Origin of the sequence: Bradyrhizobium manausense, from assembly GCF_018131105.1 — a bacterium.
Lineage (GTDB): Bacteria > Pseudomonadota > Alphaproteobacteria > Rhizobiales > Xanthobacteraceae > Bradyrhizobium > Bradyrhizobium manausense_B.
The window spans coordinates 2,112,601-2,136,160 of the sequence record NZ_JAFCJI010000001.1 but is presented as its reverse complement, the minus strand read 5'-3'; the positions used below and the strand labels follow the sequence as shown (position 1 = coordinate 2,136,160).

Genomic DNA, 23,560 nt, shown 5'->3' with positions numbered 1-23,560 from the left:
GAAATCGCGGCGATGGCAGTCGAGAAAACGATAGCAAGAGTACGAGACATTATGGTGGTGCCCCAGTTGCCCGAAATGGATTTGCGAAGGTCGCAGGCAGTATACGCCGCAAAATCCTGATCTGCCGAAGTTCGTCCGGGCATCCTTAATGCGAACGGCCGGCTTTCGCCGGCCGTTCAGGACTTGTTGACCATGCACGCCCGGCGTGACCGCGGGCTTCGCGACCACGCCTGCGCCAAGTCATTTCTACTTCGTGCGACGCTTCACCTCGCGCACCGCACCACGCGCGGCGCTGGTGGTGAGCGCAGCGTAGGCCTGCAGCGCAGTCGAGACATTGCGCGTGCGCGCAGCCGGCTGCCAGGCGGCATCGCCCTTCGCCTCCTCCGCCGCACGGCGGCTCGCGAGCTCCTCGTCGGAGATCTCGAGGTTGATGCTGCGGTTCGGAATGTCGATCGCGATGCGATCACCGGTGCGCACGAGACCGATGTTGCCGCCTTCCGCCGCTTCCGGCGAGAGATGGCCGATCGACAGGCCCGAGGAGCCACCCGAGAAACGGCCGTCGGTGACGAGCGCGCAGGCTTTGCCGAGGCCCATCGATTTCAGATAGCTGGTCGGATACAGCATCTCCTGCATGCCGGGGCCGCCGCGCGGGCCTTCATAGATGATGACCACGATCTCGCCGGCAACGACCTTGCCGCCGAGAATGCCTTCGACCGCCGCGTCCTGGCTCTCGAACACGCGCGCGGGGCCGGAGAATTTCAGGATTGAGGAATCGACGCCCGCGGTCTTCACGATGCAGCCGTCCTGCGCGAGGTTGCCGTAGAGCACCGCAAGACCGCCGTCCTTGCTGAAGGCGTGCTCGAGGTTGCGGACGACGCCCTTCTCGCGGTCGGCATCGAGCTCGTCGTAGCGGCGTTCCTGGCTGAAGGCGACCTGCGTCGGGATACCGCCGGGCGAGGCACGATAGAACGTGCGGACCGACTCGCTCCTGGAGCGCTTGATGTCCCAGCGCTCCAGCGCATCATTCATGGTCGGCGCGTGCACGGTCGTAACAGAGGTGTCGATCAGGCCGGCGCGATCGAGCTCGCCGAGAATGCCCATGATGCCGCCGGCACGATGCACGTCCTCGACATGCACGTCGGCGACCGACGGCGCGACCTTGCACAGCACGGGCACGCGGCGCGACAGCCGGTCGATGTCCTGCATGGTGAATGCGACCTGCCCCTCATGGGCGGCCGCCAGCAGATGCAGCACGGTGTTGGTCGAGCCGCCCATCGCGATGTCGAGCGTCATCGCGTTCTCGAACGCCTTGAAGTTCGCGACGTTGCGCGGCAGCACCGAAGCATCGTCCTGCTCGTAATAGCGGCGAACCAGATCGACGATGGTGTGGCCGGCCTCGACGAACAGGCGCTTGCGGTCGGCATGGGTGGCGACCACGGTGCCGTTGCCGGGCAGCGCGAGGCCGAGCGCCTCGGTCAGGCAGTTCATGGAGTTGGCGGTGAACATGCCCGAGCACGAGCCGCAGGTCGGGCACGCCGAGCGCTCGATCACCTTGACGTCCTCGTCGCTGACCTTGGAGTCGGCGGCGGCCACCATGGCGTCGATGAGGTCGACGGCCTTGGTCTTGCCGGCCAGCTTGACCTTGCCGGCCTCCATCGGCCCGCCCGAGACGAACACGGCGGGGATGTTGAGCCGCAGCGCGGCCATCAGCATGCCGGGCGTGATCTTGTCGCAGTTGGAGATGCAGACGAGGCCGTCGGCGCAGTGCGCGTTGGCCATGTATTCGACGCTGTCGGCGATCAGCTCGCGCGACGGCAGGCTGTAGAGCATGCCGTCATGGCCCATGGCGATGCCGTCGTCGACCGCGATGGTGTTGAATTCTTTTGCCACGCCGCCGGCCTGCTCGATCTCGCGGGCGACGAGCTGGCCGAGGTCCTTGAGATGAACGTGGCCGGGCACGAACTGCGTGAAGGAGTTGACGACCGCGATGATCGGCTTGCCGAAATCGCCGTCCTTCATGCCCGTCGCGCGCCAGAGGCCGCGGGCACCCGCCATGTTGCGGCCGTGAGTGGTGGTGCGGGAGCGATAGGCTGGCATGGCGTTTCCGTCCTCGGGTTTGACCGGCCGGGCGGGAAAAATGGAAGCCGCCTCAGGCCTTTCCGGCCGGATAGCGCACGGACTGGGCGCGCGCAACGGGAACTTGCCGCGAAAGGGCCCAGATCGGCCGATCGCAGGCCTCCCCTGCTCCCGGCGCGGGCTTTTCGGAGCCCTGATGGAGCGAAGCGCAATCCGGCTCGGTGCGTGCCGGACGAGACCTGCCCCGCATTTCGCTGTGCTCCATCCGGGCTACAGGGAATCCTAGTCGCTCTCGCAAGCTCGTCCGCGCCGAGCAAGTGAGCGACATGCGAACCGCGATTGCCTCGGCAAGCGCAGCGTGCGCAGGCGCATGCGTCCTCGCACAAAATCAAGCACGATTGCGTCCGTAGTGATCCGGAATGGAGTCCTAAGCTGATCTCGCGTACATCGCGTTCATCGATCGGCGGCCTTCCAAGGGCATCACCTTCTGATCGCGCACCACGGGGTTGGGGGACCACTTGGGGCGGGGGGATCTAAAGGCTGGGGCAAGGTTACGAGGTCCGGACTCCTAGGCACTCCGGACCTCGTGCTTTCCAGATTGAACGTGATTTCGCGCCGCCGGCTTGATCAGCCGCGCGGCGCGAAGTCGTTTCGGGGCCAGCGTGGCTCGCCCTGCCCGTTCACTTCGGCACGTTGCGCTCGAGATCCTCAAGCCAGGCCGCAGCGCTCGAATCCGAGGGCGCGCGCCAGTCGCCGCGCGGCGACAGCGAGCCGCCGGCCGAGACCTTCGGTCCGTTGGGCATTGCCGAGCGCTTAAACTGGCTGAACGCGAAGAAGCGGCGCAGGAAGACTTCGAGCCAGCGGCGGATCTCCGGGAGATCATAGGCGCGGCGCTTATCTGCCGGGAATGCCGGTGGCCATTCACCCTCGGCGACATTCTTCCAGGCCTGCCAAGCCATGAAGGCGATCTTCGACGGCCGCATCCCGAAGCGCAGCGTGTAGAACAGGTTGAAATCCTGCAGCTCGTACGGCCCGACCGAGGCTTCGGTACTTTGCGGCTTCTCGCCCGGCTTGACCGGAACCAGCTCCGGCGAGATCTCGGCCGACAGGATCGAAGCGAGCGTCCCGTTCACATCGCCGCTGAACTGCTTCGAGGCGATCACCCAGCGGATCAGATGCTGGATCAGCGTCTTCGGCACGCCGGCGTTGACATTGTAGTGCGCCATCTGGTCGCCGACGCCGTAGGTGCACCAGCCGAGCGCGAGCTCGGAGAGGTCTCCGGTGCCGATGACGATGCCGCCATGGTGATTGGCGAGGCGGAACAGATAGTCGGTGCGCAGGCCCGCCTGAACATTCTCGAAGGTGACGTCATAGACCTTCTCGCCCTGGCCGAAGGGATGGCCGATATCCTTCAGCATCTGCGTGGCGGTGGTGCGGATGTCGAGCTCCTGCCAGGTCGTCTTGAGCGCTTTCATCAGCGCCAGCGCGTTGGTCTTGCTCTCGCTGCCGGTGGCAAAGCCCGGCATGGTGTAGGCCAAAATGTTCTCGCGCGGCAGGCCGAGCAGGTCGACGGCCTTGGCCGCGACGATCAGCGCATGGGTGGAATCGAGGCCGCCTGACACGCCGATCACGACTCGCCTGGTGCCGGTGGCGCGCATGCGCTGCACGAGGCCGGCGACCTGGATGTTGTAGGCCTCGTAGCAATCCTGCTCGAGCAGGTTCTCGTCGCTCGGCACGAACGGAAAGCGTTCGACCTTGCGCAGGAAGCCGATGTCGGCGACCGATGGCTTCGCGGCGAAGCTGATCTTGCGAAAGCGACCCTCGCGCTGCCTGCGGTTGTCGTCGAACGTGCCCATCAAAGCGCGTTCCTGCCGGAGCAGGTCGAGATCGACGTCAGCGAGCGTGATCTGGCCGTCCTGCCGGAAGCGCTCGCCCTCGGCGAGCAGCACGCCGTTCTCGTAGATCGAGGTCTGGCCATCCCAAGCGAGGTCAGTGGTGGATTCCCCAGCGCCTGCGGCGGAATAGACATAGGCTGCGAGGCAGCGCGCCGAGGTCGACTGGCACAGCAGCGCGCGCGAGCGCGCCCGGCCGATCGTGATCGGGCTGCCCGAGAGGTTGATCAGCACGCTCGCGCCGGCCAGTGCGAGCTCGGAGGCCGGCGTCACCGGGATCCACATGTCCTCGCAGATCTCGACGCCGATGGTCAGGCCGGGGACATCCTCGGCTGCGAACAGCAAGTCGGTGCCGAAGGGTGCGTGGAGCTTGCCGAGGGTGATCGACTCGCCGGCGATGCCGGCGCCGGAGGCGAAATGGCGACCCTCGTAGAATTCGCGATAGGTCGGCAGATAGCTCTTGGGCACTACGCCCAGAATGCTGCCGCGATGAATGACGACGGCGCAATTGTAGATGCGATGGCCGAACCGCAGCGGCGCGCCGACGATCAGAACGGTCATCAACGCCGATGAGACCTCGACGATCGAGCCAAGCCCGCGCTCGACCGCATCGAGCAGCGGATCCTGCTTGACGAGGTCCTCGATCGCATAGCCTGAGAGGCACAGCTCGGGAAACACTGATACCGCGACCGACTGCGCGTCGCAGGTTTTTGCCGCCGCGATCACCGCCTTCGCATTGGCCGCGGGATCGGCCACATGGGATGTGGTGACGCAGGCGGCAACCCGCGCAAACCCATGGGCGTAGATCGAGTGGAAGCTCATCGCGCAAAAGACCCTTAAATCTTGTCGGACCGGCCGCGGCCGGCTCCAGACTCTATGTAGCCCATCGACCGGGGCCCGTGCAGGCCATCCGCCATCATGCATAACGGATGTGCAAGCCGCGCCTGATGTCAGGCGCTGCGCGCCAGTACGCTGGAGAGGTCGTCGCGCAGCCACTCGGCGATCCTGGGCCAGGCATGGGCGTGGGTCTTCGCACCCATGAACAGGCCGAGATGGTTGCTCGGTTCGGAGGCCGCTGCAACGAATGCCGGTGGCGTGCCGATGAGGCTGGCGGTCGCGAGGGCCTGCGTGGCCGGCACGACGTCATCATCGAGCCCGGCCAGCAGGAAGACCGGCGATTTGACGTCCTTCAGATCAATCGTGCGGCCAAGCGCCGTGAAATGGCCTGAGGCGATACGGTTCTCGCGAAAGATCCAGTTCACGATCTCCAGATAATAGGTACCCGGCAGATTGAGCGTCTCGCTGTTCCAGCGGTCGAAGCGCGCGAGCAGGGCCATCCCCTCCTCGTCCGAAAGGTCCCTCTGCAACGCCGCCGCGATGTCGTCGCGGTCGGGCGCCTTCGACCAGACATGCAGCATCTCCTCGCCGCTGACATTGCCGCCGCCGCGCGCGACGAGCTGATCGTAAACGATCTCGGGCGCATTGCGGGCAAGCTGCGCCAGCCTGGACTCGATTGAAAGATCGACCGGCGCACCTGCCAGCACCAATCGCCGGACCTTGGCTGGAAATCGCGCCGCATAGAGCAGCGACAGCCAGCCGCCCTGGCACAGGCCGACCAGATCGACCGGCGCGCCGATCTCGTCGACGGCAACGTTGAGATCGGACAGATAACTGTCGATCGAGAGATAGCGCATGTCGGGCGCGGCTGAGCGCCAATCTGTGAGATAAACCCGATCGATACCGCCCCGTTGCAGCGATTGCACCACGCTATGGCCGGGGGCGAAATCGGCGATCAGCGCCCGATGCAGCGCATAGGGCGCGCAGACCAGTACCGGCTGGCCGGATTGCGTCCGCGAGCCATCGCGCAGCCGCATGGTGGCGAGCTCCAACGCGACGGTGCCCGGCGTGGTCCAGGGGAGTTCGCCCTCACCCCGCTCCGCCACAGGGCTGCGCTCCAGCCACCAGAAGCAGGCATCCATCGCGAGCCGCGCGGCCGCGAACGGCCACAGCATTGGGGCATCGGGACCGCGCCCCGCTTCGCCGGGCTGCGGGCCATTCTTCTCCGCCATCATGGCTGCGTCATCCTCACAGGAACGCCTCTAGGCTGACGACGGAAATCCCGAGCTCCCTGAAGCTGCAATGGGTCGCCACGACCGAGCCGTCGAGGTCGATGCCACGGCAGGCGTCTTCGATCACGGCAACCTCGAAGCCTGCCTTGCGCGCATCTTCCGCAGAAAAGCGGACACAAAAATCGAGCGCGAGACCGGCAAGGAAGACATTCTTCAACTCGCGCTCGCGCAAATAGCCGAGCAGGCCGGTCGGCGTCTTCTTGTCGTTTTCGAACAGCGCCGAATAGGAATCGATGCCGCGGCGAAAGCCCTTGCGCACCACCAGGCTTGCTCGCGTGACGTCCAGATCCCGGTGGAATTCGGCGCCGCTCGTGCCCTGAACGCAATGGGTCGGCCACAGCACCTGGGTGCCGTAGTCGAGCTCGATGGTCTGGAACGGCTGCTTGCCCTGATGGTTCGGTGCGAACGAGACGTGGTCGGCGGGATGCCAGTCCTGCGTCAGCACCACATTGGTGAATTTCCGGGCGATCCGGTTGACGGCGGGAACGACCTTCTCGCCGCCGGGAACGGCGAGCGCCCCGCCCGTGCAAAAATCGTTCTGCACGTCGATCACCAGCAGCACGTCGCGGTCGGATATTTTCATCTCGGGTCCCAAATTGATCCGCCCGGCGCAGCGGGCGCGCCGGGCGCTCTCGTCAATGTCGATCTTCCCGGGCTGCTTCGCAACCGCTGCTACCTGCAACGATGCCGTGCGCAGCCGGCCGCTCTTCCCCTGGATGCAACGCTTTGGCGCCGTCCGTGTTACTAGCTGTACCCGAGCGCGGATTTTCTGATATCCGCGACGTGCGGATGGGTCGAAGGACTGGAGGATGGGTTCCCGCGGCTTGCAAGGCCATGGGAGCCACATGGTCATGAGTATCGGCAAGACAGGAAACATTCTTCTCGCCGATATCGGCGGCACCAACGCGCGCTTCGCGCTGACCAACGGCGAGCAGGTCGGACCGATCGACTATGTGAAGGTCGCCGACCATCCCACGGTCCGCGAGGCCATCGCCGATGTGCTGCGGCGGGCGGACGGCGAGAAGCCGCTCCGGGCGGTCCTCGCCGTCGCCGGCCCCGTCACCAACAACCGCTGCGTCATGACCAACAGTCCGTGGGTGATCGATGGCAACGAGCTCCAGCCGTCACTCGGCTTCAACAGCGTCCATGTGCTCAACGATTTCGAGGTGGTGGCCTGGTCCCTGCCGGCCCTCCAGCCGGCCGACCTCATTCCACTTGGCGGTCAGGACGGCATGTCCGGGGAGCCGCTGCTGGTGGTCGGGCCAGGGACCGGTTTTGGCGTCTCCTGCCTGGTCGAGCGCCACAGCTCCCGGCTCGCCGTCGTCACGGAGGCCGGTCACGCCACGCTGCCGGCGGAGAATGAGCGCGAGGAACGGGTGATCGCCTCGATGCGCCGGCGCTTCGGGCATGTCTCGATCGAGCGCGGCGCCCTCTCCGGCTCCGGCCTGCAATCCCTCTATGAGGCGATGGCCGAAGTCGATGAAGCCCAGGTGCCGCAACGCGATGCAGCAGGGATCACCAGGGCGGCACTGGACGGGACTTGCGAGCTCAGCCGCGCGACGCTGGAGATGTTTTGCGCCATCCTCGGCTCCGTCGCCGGCAATCTCGCGGTGACCTTCGGCGCCAGAGGCGGCGTCTACGTTGCCGGCGGAATCGTGCCGCGCTTTCCGGAATTCCTCGCCGCCTCCGCCTTCCGCGCCCGGTTCGAGGCCAAGGGACGTTTCCAGGACTACTTGCGCAATATCCCGACGCGCCTCGTCATGAAGACCGATGCGAGCTTTATCGGCCTGAAGATGTTCGCAGACCATAATCTGGACTAAGCCGGCTCCGCCGACGCGCTGCCAGATCATTAACTATGCACAACTGATTGCAGTGCACGCGCGGTTCCACGCGGGATCGTGCTTGCGCCCTCAATTCCGATGGGAAAGAATTCGGGCGTGTGTGGCGTAAGTACGGGGGCGTGACATGCGTAAGCAGGATGTGGGCTTCGACTATCACCGTTACCACCAGCTGCTGACCGAGGCAGACGACGACGGCAAGCGCATGGCGCTGATCGAGCTGTTGATCGAGGAGAAGGCCCGGGACCGGTTGGCAGCACAGCGCGCCTCTGACCGCGCCGCCATGACGGCCCACACCATCGCGACAGTGCTGAGGGGCGGCCGCAACTAGCACTTGCAAGGACTGCTGCCTCGCGGTGACGAGTCCGGGATCGATTGCGATTCCGTTTAGGATCTCTGGCAACCCCGTATAAAACCTTTTGCTCTAGGGTTCCCTCACCTGATGCAATTCAGGATCAACAGGGGGAATGAACATGAGCATGATTTCGCTCGCCGAAATGCCGGCTGTCGTCCAGACCCGGTCCAACGATTATTCTTTTAAAGCCATTGTCATCTTCTGCTGCCTGGGCCTCATTGCCTCGTTCAGCCTGATGGCGCACGGCATCGACCTCAGTGCCGGCCTGATGTGAAATACTGACGGATCTTCCGTCGCCAAATGGCCGCCCCTCTCGGGCGGCCATTTTCGTTGGCGACGTCCCGATCGCTGAGAATGTCAGTGCGGCGCCGTGGATCAGTGCGGCGCCTTGGCCCGCACATCCGGAAACAGCGAGTCGATCATGGTCTTGAGCTGCTCCATCGCAATCGGCTTGCGCAGGATCGGCCGGCGCCGGAGCAAGGATGGCAGCAATTCCGGGCCATAGCCCGTCGCGAACAGGAACGGCTTGCCGCGGCGCTCGATCAGATCGGCGACGGGATCGACGTAGACGCCCATCAAATTGATGTCGAGGATCGCGAAGTCGTACTGCGCCGTCATCGCAAAGGCGCTCGCATCGCGCACGTTGTCCGCTTCCGCAACGACGTGGTGGCCAAGCTCTTCCACCATGTCGGCGATCATCATCCGGATCAACGCCTCGTCTTCGACCAGGAAAACGGAGAGTCCGTCCGCCATATCAACCCCGCAAGCCTCATTGCGAAGCTAACCATATCCCATTTGCGAGAAGGATTCACGAATTCGTGGCCATCAAATTCCGCGAATGCATGCAATCCGATTCAAGCCCGATCAATCCAGTCCGCGCTCGTGGCTGAGGCGCACCATCTCCTGGATGAACACCTCCTTCTGCTTGTCGTCGAGGCTCGAATACAGGGGTTCGGCGGCATCGGCAACGCTGCGCTGGTCGGCGGCGCGGTCGATCAGGAATTGCGCCTCGTTGCGCATCTGCTCGATGATGTCATCAGGCGGATCCCGCTTGGCCCGTGCGACGCGCAGGTTCAGCCGCTCGGCCCCATTGTGCCCGAGATAGTGCATGGCGCTTGAGAAGCCAAACCAGTGCTTCTCCTGATCGGGGGTGAGGTTCAGTTCGGTCTTGATCCGCTCGATATAGGAATCGCTGTTGGAGACGATCTGGTCGGCGGTCAGTTGCGGCGCGCTGGGCTGGGTCAGGACCGTGACATCCTTGTCCTTGGTCTCCGTCGGAGGTGCGTTCTTGGCCTCCTTGCTCGCCTTGGCCCCCTTGGCGCCTTTCGCCGTCTTGCCGTCCTTGTCCTTGGCCGCCCCGGACTGCTTGGCATCCTTCGCGTCCTTGCTCGCGTCCTTGGCGGCAGGTTGCTGGCCATTGTTGTTATTGCCGACACCGAGCACACCGGTGAAGACGCCGACCACGCCGCCGATGGCGCCACCGAGGACGCCTCCGACCGGACCGGCGGCCTTGTTACCGGCTGCGGCCCCGTCCTGGACGCCCTTGACCAAACCTTGTGCATTCGCAACCGCGGCCGCGCCAATCAGCACTGTCAGCACGGAGCCGAGCGCGAGGCAGCGCCGCAGGCCAAGCCGCGGTGCCGGGGTGATCATCTGGCTCTTCATCTTGATCTGCTTGCCCTCTTGCGGAAGCGGCAGGCCTCCTGCCGGTTGCAACTCTATCGTTTTCGCCGCGCCAAGGTCCAGACGCGGACCATCACTGTCCCCGTTTGAAAGGTCTTGGGCGCGAAGCGGTGACGCAGGCTCATTCGGAACTGCGGCGTAATTGCGCACGCCCTTGCCCAGCCGCAGTGCTGCGCTGTGTGCGTCGCAATAAGAACAGCATCACCGACAGAGGCAGCGGTCATTCCCTACACAACGTTAGTTCTAGAGGACGAGGCATTCGGCTTTCTCGACAGACGCAATCAATCATGATCTGATCGCGCTACCAATTTGTCCTGTCCCTTGCTGGGGACGACGGCGCCAACAAGAAACGTCCAACAAAAAAATCAAAAACAAACTTGGGAATTCAGAGGAAACGACAGAACAATAAAACAACACCAAGGCGAGGAAACGAGATGTCACGCAAGACACTGACGCGACGTCAATTTGTGGCTGCTACTGCATTGTCCTCCACGGCGCTGATCGCAGCGCCTTATGTCCGAGGCGCTTACGCCGCCGGCAAACTCTCGATCGGCTTCTGGGACCATTGGGTGCCGGGCGCCAACGACGCCTCCACCGCGCTCGTCAAGGAATGGGCGGACAAGGAGAAGGTCGAAGTTTCGATCGACTACATCACCAGCAACAACAAGAAGATCGAGCTGACCGCGGCGGCCGAAGCGCAGGCCAAGTCGGGCCACGACATCCTCCAGATGCCGAGCTGGTGGCCGCACGCTTATTCGGAGAATCTCGAGCCGCTCAACGACGTGATGGAGCCGCTCATCAAGCAGAACGGCGAGGTGAACGGCACCGTCAAATATCTGGGACAGTCGGGCGGCAAATGGCTCGCCGTGCCTGCGACGCCGGGAAGCCAGATCAAGGGCCCCTGCTCCCGCATCGATCTCATGAAGAAGCATGCAGGCATCGACGTTCAGGAAATGTATCCGGCCGGCGGCCCGCCAAAAGCCGACAACTGGAACATGGAAACCTTCCTGAAGGCGGCCGAAGCTTGCCAGAAGGCCGGCTTCCCGTTCGGCATCGGTCTCGGCGAGACCACCGACAGCGTCGACACGGCGGGTGCGATCTTCCAGTCGTTCGGCGCCGAGCTCGTCAATGCCAAGGGCGACGTCACGGTCAAGACCGACCAGGTTCGGCAGGCACTCGAATTCTACAAGAAGCTGATCGCCGTACTGCCCGCGGATGCTCCGTCCTGGGACGACGCCTCCAACAACAAATGGCTGATCTCGGGCCGCGGCGCGCTGATCCTGAATCCGCCGAGCGCCTGGGCAGTCGCCAAGCGCGACGCGCCGCAGGTTGCCGAGCAGTGCTGGACGCACGGCATGCCCTCGGGCCCGAAGGGCCGCTTCGCGCCGTTCCTCCCCTATTTCTGGGGCGTCTGGAGCTTCGGGAAGAACAAGGAGGCGGCCAAGAGCCTGCTCACCCATCTGTCCTCGCCCGCGGCGATCGAAAAATTCGTCGTGGCGAGCGGTGGCTACGATCTCCCGGCCTACGCCAACATGACGAAGTTCAAGACGTGGGCCGAGGAAGGGCCGCCGAAGGGCACGCTCTTCCACTATCCGGATCCCTACAAGCAGCAGACGCTGTCGATCGCCGCGTCGCCGGCACCGCCGAAGATCGCCCAGCAGATCTACTTCCAGGCGACGCTGACCAAGATGGCGCTGCGCTTCGCGCGCGGCGAGAAGCTCGAAACGGCACTCGCCTGGGCCGAGGACGAGTGCGAGGGCTTCATGCGGACCTGAGCGGCCTGAATGCCATGGCGGCTCATGCTTTCGAGCATGGGCCGCCATGATGCGCTTTCAGTCCGCCCGCGTGACAACGAAGCCGACCGGTCGCCGGCTTCGCCGTTGAACCTTCCGTCTGAAGGCTTGTCCTAGAAAGTTTGCCCCATGGCCGATGTCGTCGTTGAGCAAGGTCGCCACATCAGTTCCGCACGCAAGCGAAAGGGGACGAGCCTGCGCAACGTCATGGGTCGGAAATCGACCGTGGCGTTCCTGCTGACGCTGCCGCTGATCCTCCTGATCGCGTTGCTCGTGCTCTATCCCGCCTTCTATTCGCTCTACCTGGCGACCCTGAACAAGGCGATGACGAAATTCGTCGGGCTGGGCAATTTCACCTTCCTGTTCAAGCGCGAGACGTTCTGGATGGTGGTGAAGCAGTCCTGCATCTTCGCGATCACCGCCGTGATCTTCAAGGCGCTGATCGGCTTCATCGTCGCGCATTTCGTCCACAACATTCCCGGCAAGAAGCAACGCAAATGGCGCGGCATGCTGCTGGTGCCCTGGGTGATCCCGCCTGCGATGAGCACGCTGGCCTGGCTCTGGCTGTTCGATCCCTCTTACAGCGCCTTCAACTACACGCTCTCCTTCTTCGGTGTCGGTCCGATCCCCTGGCTCGGTGAGACCTTTTGGGCGCGATTTTCCGTCATCCTCGTCAACGTCTGGTACGGCGCACCGTTCTTCCTGATCATGTACCTGGCCGCGCTCAAATCGGTTCCCGACCAGCTCTATGAGGCGGCCGCGATCGACGGGGCCAATTGGTGGCAGAAGATCTGGTTCGTCACACTGCCGATGATGCGCAACATCATCGCCATCACGACGCTGTTCTCCCTGATCGTGACCTTCGCCAATTTCGACATCGTGCGCATCCTGACCTCGGGCGGCCCGCTGGATACGACGCATCTGTTTGCCACCTGGGCGTTCCAGGTCGGTATCCAGAGCAGCGACATCCCGCTCGGCGCCTGTGTCTCGTTGTTCATGGTCCCGATCCTCGCCGTCGCGGCGATCTTCATCCTGCGCGACGTCACCAAACGTGGGAACGAAGCCTGATGAGCACGATGACAATCGACAAGGCCGGACCAACCCGCAAACTCGGCAGCATGAGCCGGGATCGCGCCTGGGCGCTGCGCTGGTCCTACTTCTTCCTGGTGCTGTTTGCGATCTTCTTCCTGGTGCCGCCGGTCTACATGCTGATCACCTCGCTCAAGAGCAGCGCGGAGATATCGGCGGCGACCAATCCCTGGTGGGTGTTCCACCCGACGCTCTCGAACTATGTCGAGCTTCTGACCTCGAACCAGTTCCTGCGCTTCTTCTGGAATTCGTCGATCGTGGCGATCGTGGTGGTCATCATCACCATGTTGATCAGCATTCCCGCCGCCTTCGCGCTGGCCCGGATGAAGTTCTGGGGCTCGGCGACGCTCGCCACCGGCGTCTTCCTCACCTATTTGATCCCGGACAGCCTGCTGTTCATTCCGCTGTTCAAGACGCTCGGGGTCATCCAGGACCTCACCGGCATCACGCTGCTCAACCGATGGTACGTGCTGCTGTTCGTCTATCCGACGCTGACGGTGCCGTTCTGCACCTGGATCATGATCGGCTATTTCGCCTCGATCCCGAAGGAGCTGGATGAGGCTGCGCTGATCGACGGTGCCTCCTGGCTCCAGACGCTGACGCGCATCTTCATCCCGGTGGCGCTGCCCGGGTTGATCGCAGCGACGATCTTCGCGTTCACGGTGTCCTGGGCCCAGTTCCTTTATCCGCTGGTGTTCACCACGTCGGTGGACCAGCTGGTGCTGCCCGTCGGCATCACCACCACGCTGATCAAGGGCGACGTCTTCAACTGGGGGCAGATCATGACCGGGGCGCTGCTCGGGGCCGCACCTCCGCTGATCATCTATGCCTTCCTGATGGACTACTACATTGCCGGTCTGACCGCCGGCGCGACGAAGGGTTGAGAGCGAGAGGTTGAAGTGCAATGGCCGACGTTTCCCTGCGTAAGGTGATCAAGCGTTATGACGATGTCGAAGCCGTGCGCGGCATCGACCTGGATATCGCCGACCATGAATTCATCGTGCTGGTCGGCCCCTCCGGCTGCGGAAAGTCGACGACGCTGCGCATGATTGCAGGGCTCGAGGATATCAGCGACGGAGACATCATGATCGGGGGTGACGTCGTCAACGACGTGCCGCCGAAGGATCGTGACATCGCCATGGTGTTCCAGAACTACGCGCTCTACCCGCACATGACGGTCGCCGAGAACATGTCGTTCGGACTGCGGCTGAAGCACTATCCCAAAGCCGAGATCAACGCGCGGGTGACGGAGGCCGCCCGCCTGCTCGACATCACCGATTTGATCAATCGCAAGCCGAAGCAGCTCTCCGGCGGCCAGCGCCAGCGCGTCGCGATGGGGCGCGCCATCGTGCGCAATCCGAAGGTCTTCCTGTTCGACGAGCCGCTATCCAATCTCGACGCCAAGCTGCGCGTGCAGATGCGGATCGAGATCAAGAAGGTGCACCAGAAGGTGCGCACCACCACCGTCTACGTCACCCACGACCAGGTCGAGGCGATGACGCTGGCCGATCGCGTGGTGGTGATGAACAAGGGCCGCATCGAACAGATCGGCACGCCGAACGAACTCTACCACAAGCCGGCGACGCGCTTTGTCGCGGGCTTCATCGGCTCGCCGGCGATGAACTTCATGCCGTGCCGGCTCGAGGATGCCGGCGGCACGCTCCAGATCCGCCTCACCGACCGCATCGCGTTCGCGCTGCCGCCGGCCCGCGCCGCCCGCTACAACGCGCTGCCGCGCACCGACAAGTTGCTGCTCGGCATTCGCCCCGAGCATCTCACCGAGGCGCACGCGCATCTCGGACCGGGGGTCGAGACCTTCGACACCGTGCTCGATGTCACCGAACCGATGGGGATGGAGACCCTGGTCTATTTCGGACTTGAGGGCACGCCCGTCTGCGGCCGCGTCGATCCCAATGCCGGCGCTACGGACGGGGCTCCCATGCGTTTGGCGATGGACCTCAACAATATGCACCTGCTAAACGAGGAGTCCGGCGCCGTGCTGTGACGCCGGCTCGGGAAACGCTAGCAGGCAGGGAGCGATGGCGACCAACAAGAAGAAGATTTTCGTTACACAAACTTTGTCGCAAGGGGCACGCGCCCTCCTCACCCAGCGGGACGATATCGAGCTCGTCGAGTTTCCGAACCTGATCTCCGCCAGGGACTTCGAGGCCCTGCTCAAGAGCCATGCTCCGGTCCACGGTGTGGCGCTCGGCGCCACCGCTTTCGGCGAGACCGAGCTCGAAGCGTCCCAGGACATGAAGGTGGTGACCCGCATCGGCGTCGGCTACGACGCCGTCGACGTGCCCGCCCTCTCCCGCCGCAAGGTGCCGCTGATGGTCGCAGGCAGCGCGAACTCGCCCTCGGTCGCCGAGCAGGCGCTGTTCATGATGCTGACGCTGGCCAAGCGCGCCAATGAGATGCACGCCTGCGTCAAGGACGGCAAATGGGCCGAGCGGCTCGGCATGCTGCCGTTCGACCTCTACGGCAAGACCGTGCTGATCATCGGCTTCGGCCGCATCGGCAGCCGTACCGCCAAGCGCTGCCTGGCGATGGAAATGAACGTTCAGGTCTACGACCCCTACAAGCCTGCAGCCGACATCAAGGCCGCCGGCTGCGAGCCCGTCGCCGATCTCGACGCTGCGCTACCCAACGCCGACTTCGTCACCATCCACTGCCCGAAGACGCCCGAGACCGTCGGCCTGTTCGACGCTGACAGGATCGGTCGCATGAAGCCGAGATCCTATCTCATCAACACCGCGCGCGGCGGCATCGTGAAGGAAGCGGCGCTGTACGAGGCACTGACCTCCGGCAGGATCGCCGGTGCCGGCATCGACGTGTTCGAGGTCGAGCCCCCGCCAGTCAGCAATGCGCTGTTCGCGCTGCCCAACGTCATCATGGCCCCGCATGTCGCCGGCGTGACGGTCGAGGCCGTGAGCCGCATGAGCGAGCAGACTGCGCGCAACATCCTGAGTGTGCTGGACGGCGATCCTATCCGTCAGAACATCATCAATCAGGATGTGCTGGGCTGATGTAAATCCGAAGGCGGTCGTTCTGACCGCCTTCGGATGGCCAGAATGCGTCCCATTTTGGTGCAGATCGGGCCCCAACTCAGCCTTAATCAAACCCGCGTAATGTATCCGGCCGCGGCGGCAGTGGGACAGACTTTGCCGGCCGCGTCGAGCTGGAGGATGGACCCTTGTCAGACATCGACCCGACCGACCACGCGCTGGCGACCATCGCCAGCATCCTGGAGCACCCCGAGCCCGCTCACGTCGTCCGCGACACCGAGATGGAAACGGCGGCTGCCGATGATGATGTGGTCGCAGACGAGCATCAGGCCTCCGATGAGCATGTGGTCGACGAGCATCCTGTGGTCGAGGAGCAGCCGCTGGTGCCTGAACACACCGACGCCGACGGCTACAGCAAGGTCGGCCCAGGCCCCATGGTGGCGATCCGCCTGAAATGGACAGTCCACCGCGGCGATGACGGCCAGTACTACGTGCACGAGACCATCGGTGAGCAGTCCGCCCCCGTGGTCAGCGGCCCCATGACGAGCGAGGCCGCCGTGCATTTCGTCGACGAGCACGAGGGCGAGGCGCACAGGCGCTTCGAGCTGCTGCGCAGCGAAATCGCCGGCCGCAGCTCGCTCGCCGATTACGAGCGCAAGGGCGAAGCGTAAGCTTACTTCCTCCCAAGGAAGTCCTTCTTCACGAGTTCGACGCCCGCGTGCCGCAACAGGTCGTAGGCGGTCGTGACGTGAAAGAAGAATTGCGGGACGCTGTTGGTCAGCAGCAGCGTCCGCCCGGTGAAGGGCAGCTCGGTGCCATTCTTGAGCTTGAAGAACACCTTCAGCTCCGCCGCCGCATCGATTTCGGCACGCGGCAGGCTTTCAATGAACTCGATTGAGGTTGCGATCCGCGCCTGAAGCCCGGCCATGTCGTGCTCCAGTGGCGGCAGCGCGACCGGTTCGCACTGCGCCAGCAACGCCGGCGCGACGGTGGCATGACGACAGGCTTCGCCGATCTGCTGCGCCAGATCGTACATGTTGGGCGCCATGCGCATGCCGAGCAGGACCGCCGGATTGAACTTGCGGGTCTCGGCATAGGCAACACCCTTGTCGAGCAGGACGGACAGGTTGCGCAGGTAAGGCACGAAGAGGCCCACCGAGGCCTCGTACATCGAGATCGTCACGTCAAGATTCCCTTCAATTCCGTCTCGCCAGAAACTGGCATCTGGTCTAAATCCACGTCTCAAGAGCTGCACAATGACAGCTCGGACATGGGTGGAAAAGAGATGATCGTTCGAATGTCTGTTCGAGTCCTGGCGGCTTTGGCCGTGATGTTGCTGGCAAACCTTTCGGCTTACGCGCAGCAGCCGGTACCATCGCGCCTCGACGAGATCATCAAGCGCGGCACCTTGCGCGTCGGCATGACCGGCGACTACAAGCCCTTCACCTATCTGGACAAGGCCACGCAGCAATTCTCCGGATTCGACGTCGACATGGCCGAGGCGCTCGGCAAGGCCCTCGGCGTCAAGGTCGAATTCGTGCCCACGGCCTGGCCGAAGCTGATGAAGGACTTCGAGGCCGACCAGTTCGACATCGCCATGGGCGGCATCTCGGTGACGCTCGATCGCCAGAAGAAGGGCTATTTCACGATGCCGATCATGCGCGAAGGCAAGACGCCGATCGCGCGCTGCGCCGACACGGCCAAGTACCAGAGCCTCGCCGACATCGACAAGAAGGGCACTCGCGTCATCGTCAATCCCGGCGGCACCAACGAGCGCTTCGCGCGCGCCAACGTCAAGGATGCCGACATCACCGTCTTCCCCGACAACACCAAGATCTTCGACGAGATCGCCAAGGGCAACGCCGACCTGATGATGACGGATGCCTCCGAGACCCGCTACCAGCAGAAGCAGCACTCAGGCGTGCTCTGCGCGGTGCATCCCGAAAAGCCGTTCGACTTCTCGGAGAAGGCCTACTGGCTCCAGCGCGACATGGCGCTGAAAGCTTTCGTCGACCAGTGGCTGCACATCTCCATGGAGGACGGCAGCTACAAGAAGATCTACGCTGCCTGGTTCGACTAGAGCGCTTTCCAACGACGTGGTGACCGGTTCCGCGTCAAGCGCTTCGACATTGAGTCCCGTTCCGGTTTCATGGCAACGGGACTCGCCCCCGCGTCCTCCTGTCGCTTGCCCTTCGCCAAACTTTGGACCGGCTCCCCGTGCATTGAACCCGGGACCGCTGGAGGGCGACTCATACGGTGACAGTGATCTAGATCACTTTTCGCGATCGGACCGGGGCGTAAGCGTCGGTACGGGGACCACCTGTTCGGGAGATGGAAATGAGGAAGCTGTTGTTGGCGACGGCTGCGTTCCTTTTGGCGAGCACCGCGGCGCAGGCGCAGTACACTTTCGAGTACGGCGGCCGTACCATCCGGATCGATCCCGATCGCGGCACGGTGCAGATTCCCGGCGTGTACGACAACACCGGTAAAGCCAAGAGGGCCAAGAAGAACGAGACGCCTCCGGCCCAGCAGACCCCGCAGCAAGCCAAGGTCGATCCGCAACCACCGACCGCACCGGCGCCAGCGGTGCCGCCCGCTTCAGGACAAGCGCCTGCCGCTGCAGCACCGCCAGCGGCCCCGCCGCCCCCGTCCGCACCACCTCCAGCAGCGACGGCCAGCACCGCTCCGACTGAAGATCTGATGGTGCCGCCGCCTCAACCGGCTGCAAGCCCTGCCCCGACGGTGGCGACGGCACCGCCGGCTCCACCTCCGCCATCGGCGCCACTTCCGCCGCCGGCTCCGACCGTGGCCGCCGCGCCGCCGGCTCCGCCTCCACCACCCGCTCCGGCTGCGGCGCCTGCCCCCGCTCCCGTTCAATCCGCGGCCGTCGCCCCGGCGGCTCCCGTCGTCTCGCCCGCACGCGATCCCAATTCGCCGCTCGGCATCTGGCTGACCGAGGAGAAGGAAGGCAAAGTCCGGATCGAGCAGTGCGGCAATAACCTCTGCGGCTATTCGGTCGACGGCAAATCGAACCAGAATGGCGAGCAGGTCCTGATCAACATGAGGCCCGGCAAGGATCAGAAATGGTCCGGCCGCATCCTCGATCCCAACACCGGCTCGACTTACGACTCCACGATCTCGCTGAAGGGCACCGACCGCTTGCACGTGCAGGGCTGCGCTTTCGGCGGCATGTTCTGCGGCGGCCAGACCTGGACGCGCGTGAACTAGATCAGCGCGACGCTTGCGAGAGAGACAAGGGGCCCGTCATCCGGGCCCCTTCGCCTTGGTGCGTCACCTCACAGAGAGACCACCGCGCGTGACAGTCCTCACATCGGCGGTTCCGCGCCCGTGACATGTTCCCCGCGAGGTCAACACAGGGGCGTGTCATGAACGGCTTTCGCAAGGGTCTTTTCGCTACGATGATCGCTATCGCTCTCCCGCTCGCGCATGCGGATGCTGCGGGCTCGACGTTCGACGGCACCTGGAATGTCCGCATATCGTCGTCGAGCCAGACCTGCGGCAACGGCACGACGGTCGCGATCGGAATCAACAACGGTCAGATTGCCTCGGGCAGCGCCGCGATGATGGCGTCAGGCCGCGTCGCCGATGCCGGCAACATCAACGTGACCCTGAGCACTGGCATCAAAAGCGCGGTCGGCTCCGGCCGGCTCAGCGGCGCCTCCGGCTCCGGCACATGGCGAGGCGCCATGTGCTCGGGCACGTGGACCGCTGAGCGGATGTGAGCGCCTGACCTCAGCCGAGGGCCGCGCCGTACTCTGCGTCGGTGACCGGCCCGAGCCAGGTCGAATAGACACCGTCGAGCGCTTCCTGCATGGCGATGTGGCACATGCTGTTATCAGGCGAGGCGCCGTGCCAATGCACTTCACCCGGCGGAATCCAGACGGTGTCGCCGGGACGGATTTCCTTGACCGGTCCGCCCTTGGTCTGGACGCGGCCGACACCCGAAATCACGTAGAGCGTCTGCCCGAGCGGATGGTGGTGCCAGTTGGTGCGGGCGCCGGGCTCGAACGCGACGCGCGAGACGTTCAACCGCGCCGGCGCAGGCGCCATGTTGATGGGGTCCTGCAGCACAGTGCCGGTGAAGTTTTCCTTGGGCGCGCGGCGGGTCGGCCGCGTGCCTGCGAGCGTGATGTCCATGGGGGTACCTCGTTTCCTGTTACTTCTTGCTGGCGGCGTAGCGCGCCTTGGTTTCTGCGTTCATGGGATAGAGGCCCGGCAGCGCGGCGCCATTGTTCACCTCATTGACGATCCAGGCTTCCATCCGCTCCTGCTCGACGCCTTCGTTGAGCACATGCTCGAGCATGGCCTGCGGGATCAGCACGCAGCCGTCCTGGTCGGCGACGACGATGTCGTTCGGGAACACAGCGACGCCGCCGCAGCCGATCGGCTCGCCCCAGCCAACGAAGGTCAGGCCGGCCACGGAGGGCGGCGCGGCGTAGCCATCGCACCACACCGGGAGATTGGTGCCGAGCACGCCCTCGACGTCGCGCACGACGCCGTCGGTGACGAGCGCAGTGACGCCGCGCTTCATCATGCGCGCACAAAGGATGTCGCCGAAAATACCGGCGTCGGTGATGCCCATGGCGTCGACCACGGCGATACAGCCCTCCGGCATCGCCTCGATCGCGGTGCGGGTCGAAATCGGCGACGACCAGGATTCCGGAGTGGCCAGATCCTCGCGCGCCGGCACGAAGCGCAGCGTGAAGGCCGGTCCCACCAGGCGCGGCAGGCCCGGGCGCAGCGGACGCGCGCCGCGCATCCACACATTGCGCAGGCCCTTCTTCAGCAGGACCGTGGTGATGGTGGCAGTGGTAATGCCGGCGAGGGTCTTGCGGGCTTCGGGGGACAGCGACATGGACGAGAACGAGCTCCGGATGGGCGGGAAAGAACGCGCGCATCTTGCGAGCCGGGCGCTTGCCGTCAAGGCCCAAAGCCCCGTCAATAATGCGGCCCTGCCGGTCTGTTATGCGCCGCGATAACAAGGCTTTATCGCCACCCCCGGCATTAATTTATTGGACTTGCGGGCGCATTTACGCGAAGCAAAGGCATTGCGGAACTCAAGGCTGAGCCCGCGCTTTTCTCAAGACCGATTTCGAGAGGTCATGGCCGCGACACTTCCCCCGCCCCGCCTCCTGCCCAGCGGCGACAGTGCCGTCACGGTCGAGTTCAGCCGAACCATCGACGACGCCGCCAATGAGCGCGTGCTCGCGCTCGACAAGGCGCTGGCCACAACGCCGATCGACGGCATCACCGAATCCATTCCAACCTATCGCTCGCTGCTGGTGCATTACGATCCCGGCAAGATCGGGTTCGATGCGCTCTGCGAAAAGCTGCTGCCGATCGCCTGCCAGCCATTGCCGCCGTCGACCAAGGCGCGGCGCTGGCGCATTCCCGTCGCCTATGGCGGCGAGCACGGCATCGACCTCGAGGATGTCGCGAAGGCGTTGAACACCACGCCAGACGACATCGTCGCCCGGCACGTCGGCGGTGACTATCGCGTCGCCATGATCGGCTTCACGCCGGGCTGGTCCTATCTCAGCGGTCTCGACAAATCGCTGCACATGTCACGGCGGCAGAGCCCGCGGCTGTTCACGCCGGCTGGCACGATCTCGATCGGCGGCATCCAGGCCGGGATCCAGTGTCTGGCGGCGCCCAGCGGCTGGCACCTGCTCGGCCGCACGCCGGTCAGAACCTATCAGCTCCACCGGAATCCCACCTTCCTCACCGAACCCGGTGATCGCGTGACGTTTTTCGCCATCGACCACAAGACGTTCGAAGAGCAGGACCGCGCCGCCGAGGCCGGCGAGATCATCGCCGAGCAGGTGACCGCATGAGCCGGCTCATCGTCGCCACCATCGGTCCCGCAAGCTCCGTCCAGGACGGCGGACGCCACGGCGCGCAGCGCTATGGCCTGACGGTCAGCGGTGCGATGGACCGGCTGGCGCTGGCTGCGGCAAACACGCTTGTCGGCAACGAGCCGCTCGCAGCCGCCGTCGAGATCGGCCCGTTCGGCGCCACGTTCGCGGCCAAGGACGGCGCCGTGCGCGTGGCGATATCAGGCGCGCCGCGCAATGCCGACGTCGCCGGCAAACCGGTGGCTATGGACACCTCTGTCACGCTGAAGGATGGCGAGACGCTGACGCTGGGTTTTGCCCGCGGCGGCGCATTCACTTACCTCGCGATCGAAGGCGCCATCAAAGGCGAGCTGGTGTTCGGCAGCCTCGCGGTGAATGCCCGCGCCGGGCTCGGCAGCCCCTACCCGCGCCCGCTTCAGGCCGGCGACGAATTCACGGTCGATGCCGCGAGCGGCGCGCCGGAGTTGCAGATCGAATTGCCGAAGCCTGTGAGCGGCCCGATCCGAGTCGTCTTGGGTCCGCAGGACGACGAGTTCGATGACGCCAACAAGGCGCTGTTCCTGGACAGCGAGTGGAAAATTTCGGCGACGTCCGACCGCATGGGCTACCGGCTCGAAGGGCCCGCCATCAAGCATCTGCACGGTCACAACATCGTCTCCGACGGTACCGTCAACGGCAGCATCCAGGTGCCCGGCAACGGTTCGCCGATCGCGCTGATGATGGACCGCGGCACCTCAGGCGGTTACCCCAAGATCGCAACCGTGATCACGGCCGACGTCGGCCGCCTCGCGCAGACCTCGGCAGGAACGGCGTTCCGCTTCAAGGCTGTCACCATGGCCGAGGCGCAGGACGAGGCGCGCAAGTTCCAACAGCTGATCCGCAACCTGCCCGATCGCCTGCGCTCGTCCGACACGGTCGAACTCAACGTCGAGGCACTGGCCGATGCCAACGTTGCGGGCTATGCCGTGAGCGCCATGGATGCCGGGACCTGGCAGGTCACGGCGGAGCCGTAAACAACAAGACCAAAAGGCGGAGAGCAACCATGAAGACGATCGATCTCAATTGCGACCTCGGCGAAGGTTTTGGCGCGTGGGAGATGGGCAACGACGCCGCGATGATCGAGCTCGCGAGCTCGGTCAACGTCGCCTGCGGCTTCCATGCCGGCGACCCCGACATCATGCGCCGCACGGTGGAGCTGGCGAAAGCACGCGGCGTCTCGGTCGGCGCGCATCCTGGATATCGCGACCTGCACGGCTTTGGCCGGCATCCGATCGCCGGGCTGAAGTCGTCCGAGATCGAGAACCTCGTCGCCTACCAGATCGGCGCGCTACAGGCGATCACGACGGCAGCCGGCCACAAGGTCACGCATGTGAAGGCGCATGGCGCGCTCTCCAACGTCGCCTGCGAGGACGACATGACCGCGAAGGCAATCGCCGCCGGCATCCGGGCGGTCGATCCCAGCCTGATCTTCGTCGTGCTCGCCAATTCAAAGCTGGTGAAAGCAGGCGAGGACGCAAACCTGCCGATGGTGCACGAAGTGTTCGCCGACCGCGCTTACGAGGACGACGGCAACCTCGTTTCGCGCAAGAAGCCCGGCGCGGTGCTGCATGACGCCAAGGCGATTGCCGAGCGCGTGGTGCGGATGGTGCAGGACGGTGCGGTGGTCTCGGTCACAGGCAAGGTCATCAAGATGCGCACGGACACGGTGTGCATCCACGGCGATACACATGGCGCGGTCGACATCGCGCGCGGCCTGCGTCAGGCGTTGAAAGACGCGGGGATCGACGTCGCGCCGTTCAAGCGCGGGGCGTGATCAGAACG

At 64.4% G+C, this 23,560-nt stretch carries 25 protein-coding genes; 16 read left to right on the top strand and 9 right to left on the bottom strand.

Features of this window, described 5'->3' with window-relative positions:
* Positions 1–246: 246 nt before the first annotated feature.
* From ilvD to pncA, 4 genes are all read right to left on the bottom strand, one after another.
* Complete coding sequence (gene ilvD, locus JQ631_RS10005; RefSeq protein WP_212325858.1) at positions 247–2,097, bottom strand: dihydroxy-acid dehydratase; 1,851 nt, start codon at positions 2,095–2,097, stop codon at positions 247–249.
* A 659-nt stretch (positions 2,098–2,756) separates the two neighbouring features.
* Positions 2,757–4,790, bottom strand: coding sequence for an NAD(+) synthase (locus tag JQ631_RS10000; RefSeq protein WP_212325856.1), 2,034 nt, complete (start codon positions 4,788–4,790; stop codon positions 2,757–2,759).
* Positions 4,791–4,918: 128 nt separating this feature from the next.
* Positions 4,919–6,037: an alpha/beta fold hydrolase gene (locus tag JQ631_RS09995; protein WP_212328556.1), complete on the bottom strand. Its 1,119-nt coding sequence runs from the start codon at positions 6,035–6,037 to the stop codon at positions 4,919–4,921.
* A 16-nt stretch (positions 6,038–6,053) separates the two neighbouring features.
* Positions 6,054–6,680, bottom strand: coding sequence for a bifunctional nicotinamidase/pyrazinamidase (pncA, locus tag JQ631_RS09990; RefSeq protein ID WP_249160236.1), 627 nt, complete (start codon positions 6,678–6,680; stop codon positions 6,054–6,056).
* Positions 6,681–6,948: 268 nt separating this feature from the next.
* Between pncA and glk the strand changes: the two genes are divergently transcribed.
* From glk to JQ631_RS09975, 3 genes are all read left to right on the top strand, one after another.
* The gene (gene glk / locus JQ631_RS09985; RefSeq protein ID WP_212325852.1) at positions 6,949–7,917 is read left to right on the top strand and encodes a glucokinase; all 969 of its coding nucleotides are present in this window, start codon (positions 6,949–6,951) and stop codon (positions 7,915–7,917) included.
* A 145-nt stretch (positions 7,918–8,062) separates the two neighbouring features.
* Positions 8,063–8,266 (top strand): hypothetical protein, encoded by a 204-nt coding sequence (locus tag JQ631_RS09980; RefSeq protein WP_212325850.1) that lies wholly within the window; start codon positions 8,063–8,065, stop codon positions 8,264–8,266.
* Positions 8,267–8,408: 142 nt separating this feature from the next.
* Positions 8,409–8,564 carry a hypothetical protein gene (locus tag JQ631_RS09975; RefSeq protein ID WP_212325848.1) on the top strand — a complete coding sequence of 52 codons (156 nt, stop codon included), beginning with the start codon at positions 8,409–8,411 and terminating at the stop codon, positions 8,562–8,564.
* A gap of 101 nt (positions 8,565–8,665) precedes the next feature.
* Here the strand turns inward: JQ631_RS09975 and JQ631_RS09970 are convergent, their stop codons facing one another.
* Both JQ631_RS09970 and JQ631_RS09965 read right to left on the bottom strand, forming a co-directional pair.
* Positions 8,666–9,043 carry a response regulator gene (locus tag JQ631_RS09970; protein ID WP_212325846.1) on the bottom strand — a complete coding sequence of 126 codons (378 nt, stop codon included), beginning with the start codon at positions 9,041–9,043 and terminating at the stop codon, positions 8,666–8,668.
* 111 nt (positions 9,044–9,154) lie between these two features.
* A complete protein-coding gene (locus JQ631_RS09965) occupies positions 9,155–9,943 on the bottom strand; it encodes a Spy/CpxP family protein refolding chaperone (protein WP_212328555.1) in 789 nt (262 codons plus the stop codon).
* A 464-nt stretch (positions 9,944–10,407) separates the two neighbouring features.
* Here JQ631_RS09965 and JQ631_RS09960 point away from each other — a divergent pair, with 464 nt between their 5' ends.
* The 6 genes from JQ631_RS09960 (at position 10,408) to JQ631_RS09935 (ending at position 16,534) form a co-directional block, all read left to right on the top strand.
* Positions 10,408–11,748, top strand: coding sequence for an ABC transporter substrate-binding protein (locus JQ631_RS09960; protein WP_212325844.1), 1,341 nt, complete (start codon positions 10,408–10,410; stop codon positions 11,746–11,748).
* A 147-nt stretch (positions 11,749–11,895) separates the two neighbouring features.
* Positions 11,896–12,834 carry a carbohydrate ABC transporter permease gene (locus JQ631_RS09955; RefSeq protein ID WP_212325842.1) on the top strand — a complete coding sequence of 313 codons (939 nt, stop codon included), beginning with the start codon at positions 11,896–11,898 and terminating at the stop codon, positions 12,832–12,834.
* Entirely contained in the window at positions 12,834–13,739 is a 906-nt protein-coding gene (locus tag JQ631_RS09950) for a carbohydrate ABC transporter permease (RefSeq protein ID WP_212325841.1), read from the top strand. Before JQ631_RS09955 ends, JQ631_RS09950 begins: the two co-directional genes overlap by 1 nt.
* Before the next feature lie 20 nt (positions 13,740–13,759).
* Positions 13,760–14,860 carry an ABC transporter ATP-binding protein gene (locus tag JQ631_RS09945; RefSeq protein WP_212325840.1) on the top strand — a complete coding sequence of 367 codons (1,101 nt, stop codon included), beginning with the start codon at positions 13,760–13,762 and terminating at the stop codon, positions 14,858–14,860.
* Between the two features lie 34 nt (positions 14,861–14,894).
* On the top strand, positions 14,895–15,884 hold the full coding sequence (locus JQ631_RS09940; protein ID WP_212325839.1) for a hydroxyacid dehydrogenase: 990 nt from the start codon (positions 14,895–14,897) through the stop codon (positions 15,882–15,884).
* A gap of 167 nt (positions 15,885–16,051) precedes the next feature.
* Entirely contained in the window at positions 16,052–16,534 is a 483-nt protein-coding gene (locus JQ631_RS09935; RefSeq protein WP_212325838.1) for a hypothetical protein, read from the top strand.
* 2 nt (positions 16,535–16,536) lie between these two features.
* On the opposite strand, the gene JQ631_RS09930 is transcribed toward JQ631_RS09935, so the two are convergent.
* Positions 16,537–17,034: a DUF1993 domain-containing protein gene (locus JQ631_RS09930; protein ID WP_128954887.1), complete on the bottom strand. Its 498-nt coding sequence runs from the start codon at positions 17,032–17,034 to the stop codon at positions 16,537–16,539.
* A 126-nt stretch (positions 17,035–17,160) separates the two neighbouring features.
* On the opposite strand from JQ631_RS09930, the gene JQ631_RS09925 reads away from it, so the two are divergent.
* From JQ631_RS09925 to JQ631_RS09915, 3 genes are all read left to right on the top strand, one after another.
* Positions 17,161–17,943 (top strand): transporter substrate-binding domain-containing protein, encoded by a 783-nt coding sequence (locus JQ631_RS09925; protein ID WP_212325837.1) that lies wholly within the window; start codon positions 17,161–17,163, stop codon positions 17,941–17,943.
* A gap of 257 nt (positions 17,944–18,200) precedes the next feature.
* A complete protein-coding gene (locus JQ631_RS09920; protein WP_212325836.1) occupies positions 18,201–19,091 on the top strand; it encodes a DUF2147 domain-containing protein in 891 nt (296 codons plus the stop codon).
* Between the two features lie 158 nt (positions 19,092–19,249).
* Positions 19,250–19,606: a hypothetical protein gene (locus JQ631_RS09915; protein WP_212325834.1), complete on the top strand. Its 357-nt coding sequence runs from the start codon at positions 19,250–19,252 to the stop codon at positions 19,604–19,606.
* 10 nt (positions 19,607–19,616) lie between these two features.
* On the opposite strand, the gene JQ631_RS09910 is transcribed toward JQ631_RS09915, so the two are convergent.
* Both JQ631_RS09910 and JQ631_RS09905 read right to left on the bottom strand, forming a co-directional pair.
* A complete protein-coding gene (locus JQ631_RS09910; RefSeq protein ID WP_212325832.1) occupies positions 19,617–20,021 on the bottom strand; it encodes a (R)-mandelonitrile lyase in 405 nt (134 codons plus the stop codon).
* A gap of 19 nt (positions 20,022–20,040) precedes the next feature.
* The gene (locus tag JQ631_RS09905; protein ID WP_148772666.1) at positions 20,041–20,739 is read right to left on the bottom strand and encodes a ribonuclease activity regulator RraA; all 699 of its coding nucleotides are present in this window, start codon (positions 20,737–20,739) and stop codon (positions 20,041–20,043) included.
* On the opposite strand from JQ631_RS09905, the gene JQ631_RS32465 reads away from it, so the two are divergent.
* The 4 genes from JQ631_RS32465 (at position 20,738) to JQ631_RS09890 (ending at position 23,552) form a co-directional block, all read left to right on the top strand.
* Positions 20,738–20,863 carry a hypothetical protein gene (locus JQ631_RS32465; RefSeq protein WP_283841756.1) on the top strand — a complete coding sequence of 42 codons (126 nt, stop codon included), beginning with the start codon at positions 20,738–20,740 and terminating at the stop codon, positions 20,861–20,863. The genes JQ631_RS09905 and JQ631_RS32465 overlap by 2 nt on opposite strands.
* Before the next feature lie 123 nt (positions 20,864–20,986).
* Complete coding sequence (gene pxpB, locus JQ631_RS09900) at positions 20,987–21,718, top strand: 5-oxoprolinase subunit PxpB (RefSeq protein ID WP_212325831.1); 732 nt, start codon at positions 20,987–20,989, stop codon at positions 21,716–21,718.
* Entirely contained in the window at positions 21,715–22,752 is a 1,038-nt protein-coding gene (locus JQ631_RS09895; protein ID WP_212325830.1) for a 5-oxoprolinase subunit C family protein, read from the top strand. The genes pxpB and JQ631_RS09895 overlap by 4 nt, the downstream gene beginning before the upstream one ends.
* Before the next feature lie 29 nt (positions 22,753–22,781).
* The gene (locus tag JQ631_RS09890; RefSeq protein ID WP_212325829.1) at positions 22,782–23,552 is read left to right on the top strand and encodes a LamB/YcsF family protein; all 771 of its coding nucleotides are present in this window, start codon (positions 22,782–22,784) and stop codon (positions 23,550–23,552) included.
* Positions 23,553–23,560 lie beyond the last annotated feature (8 nt).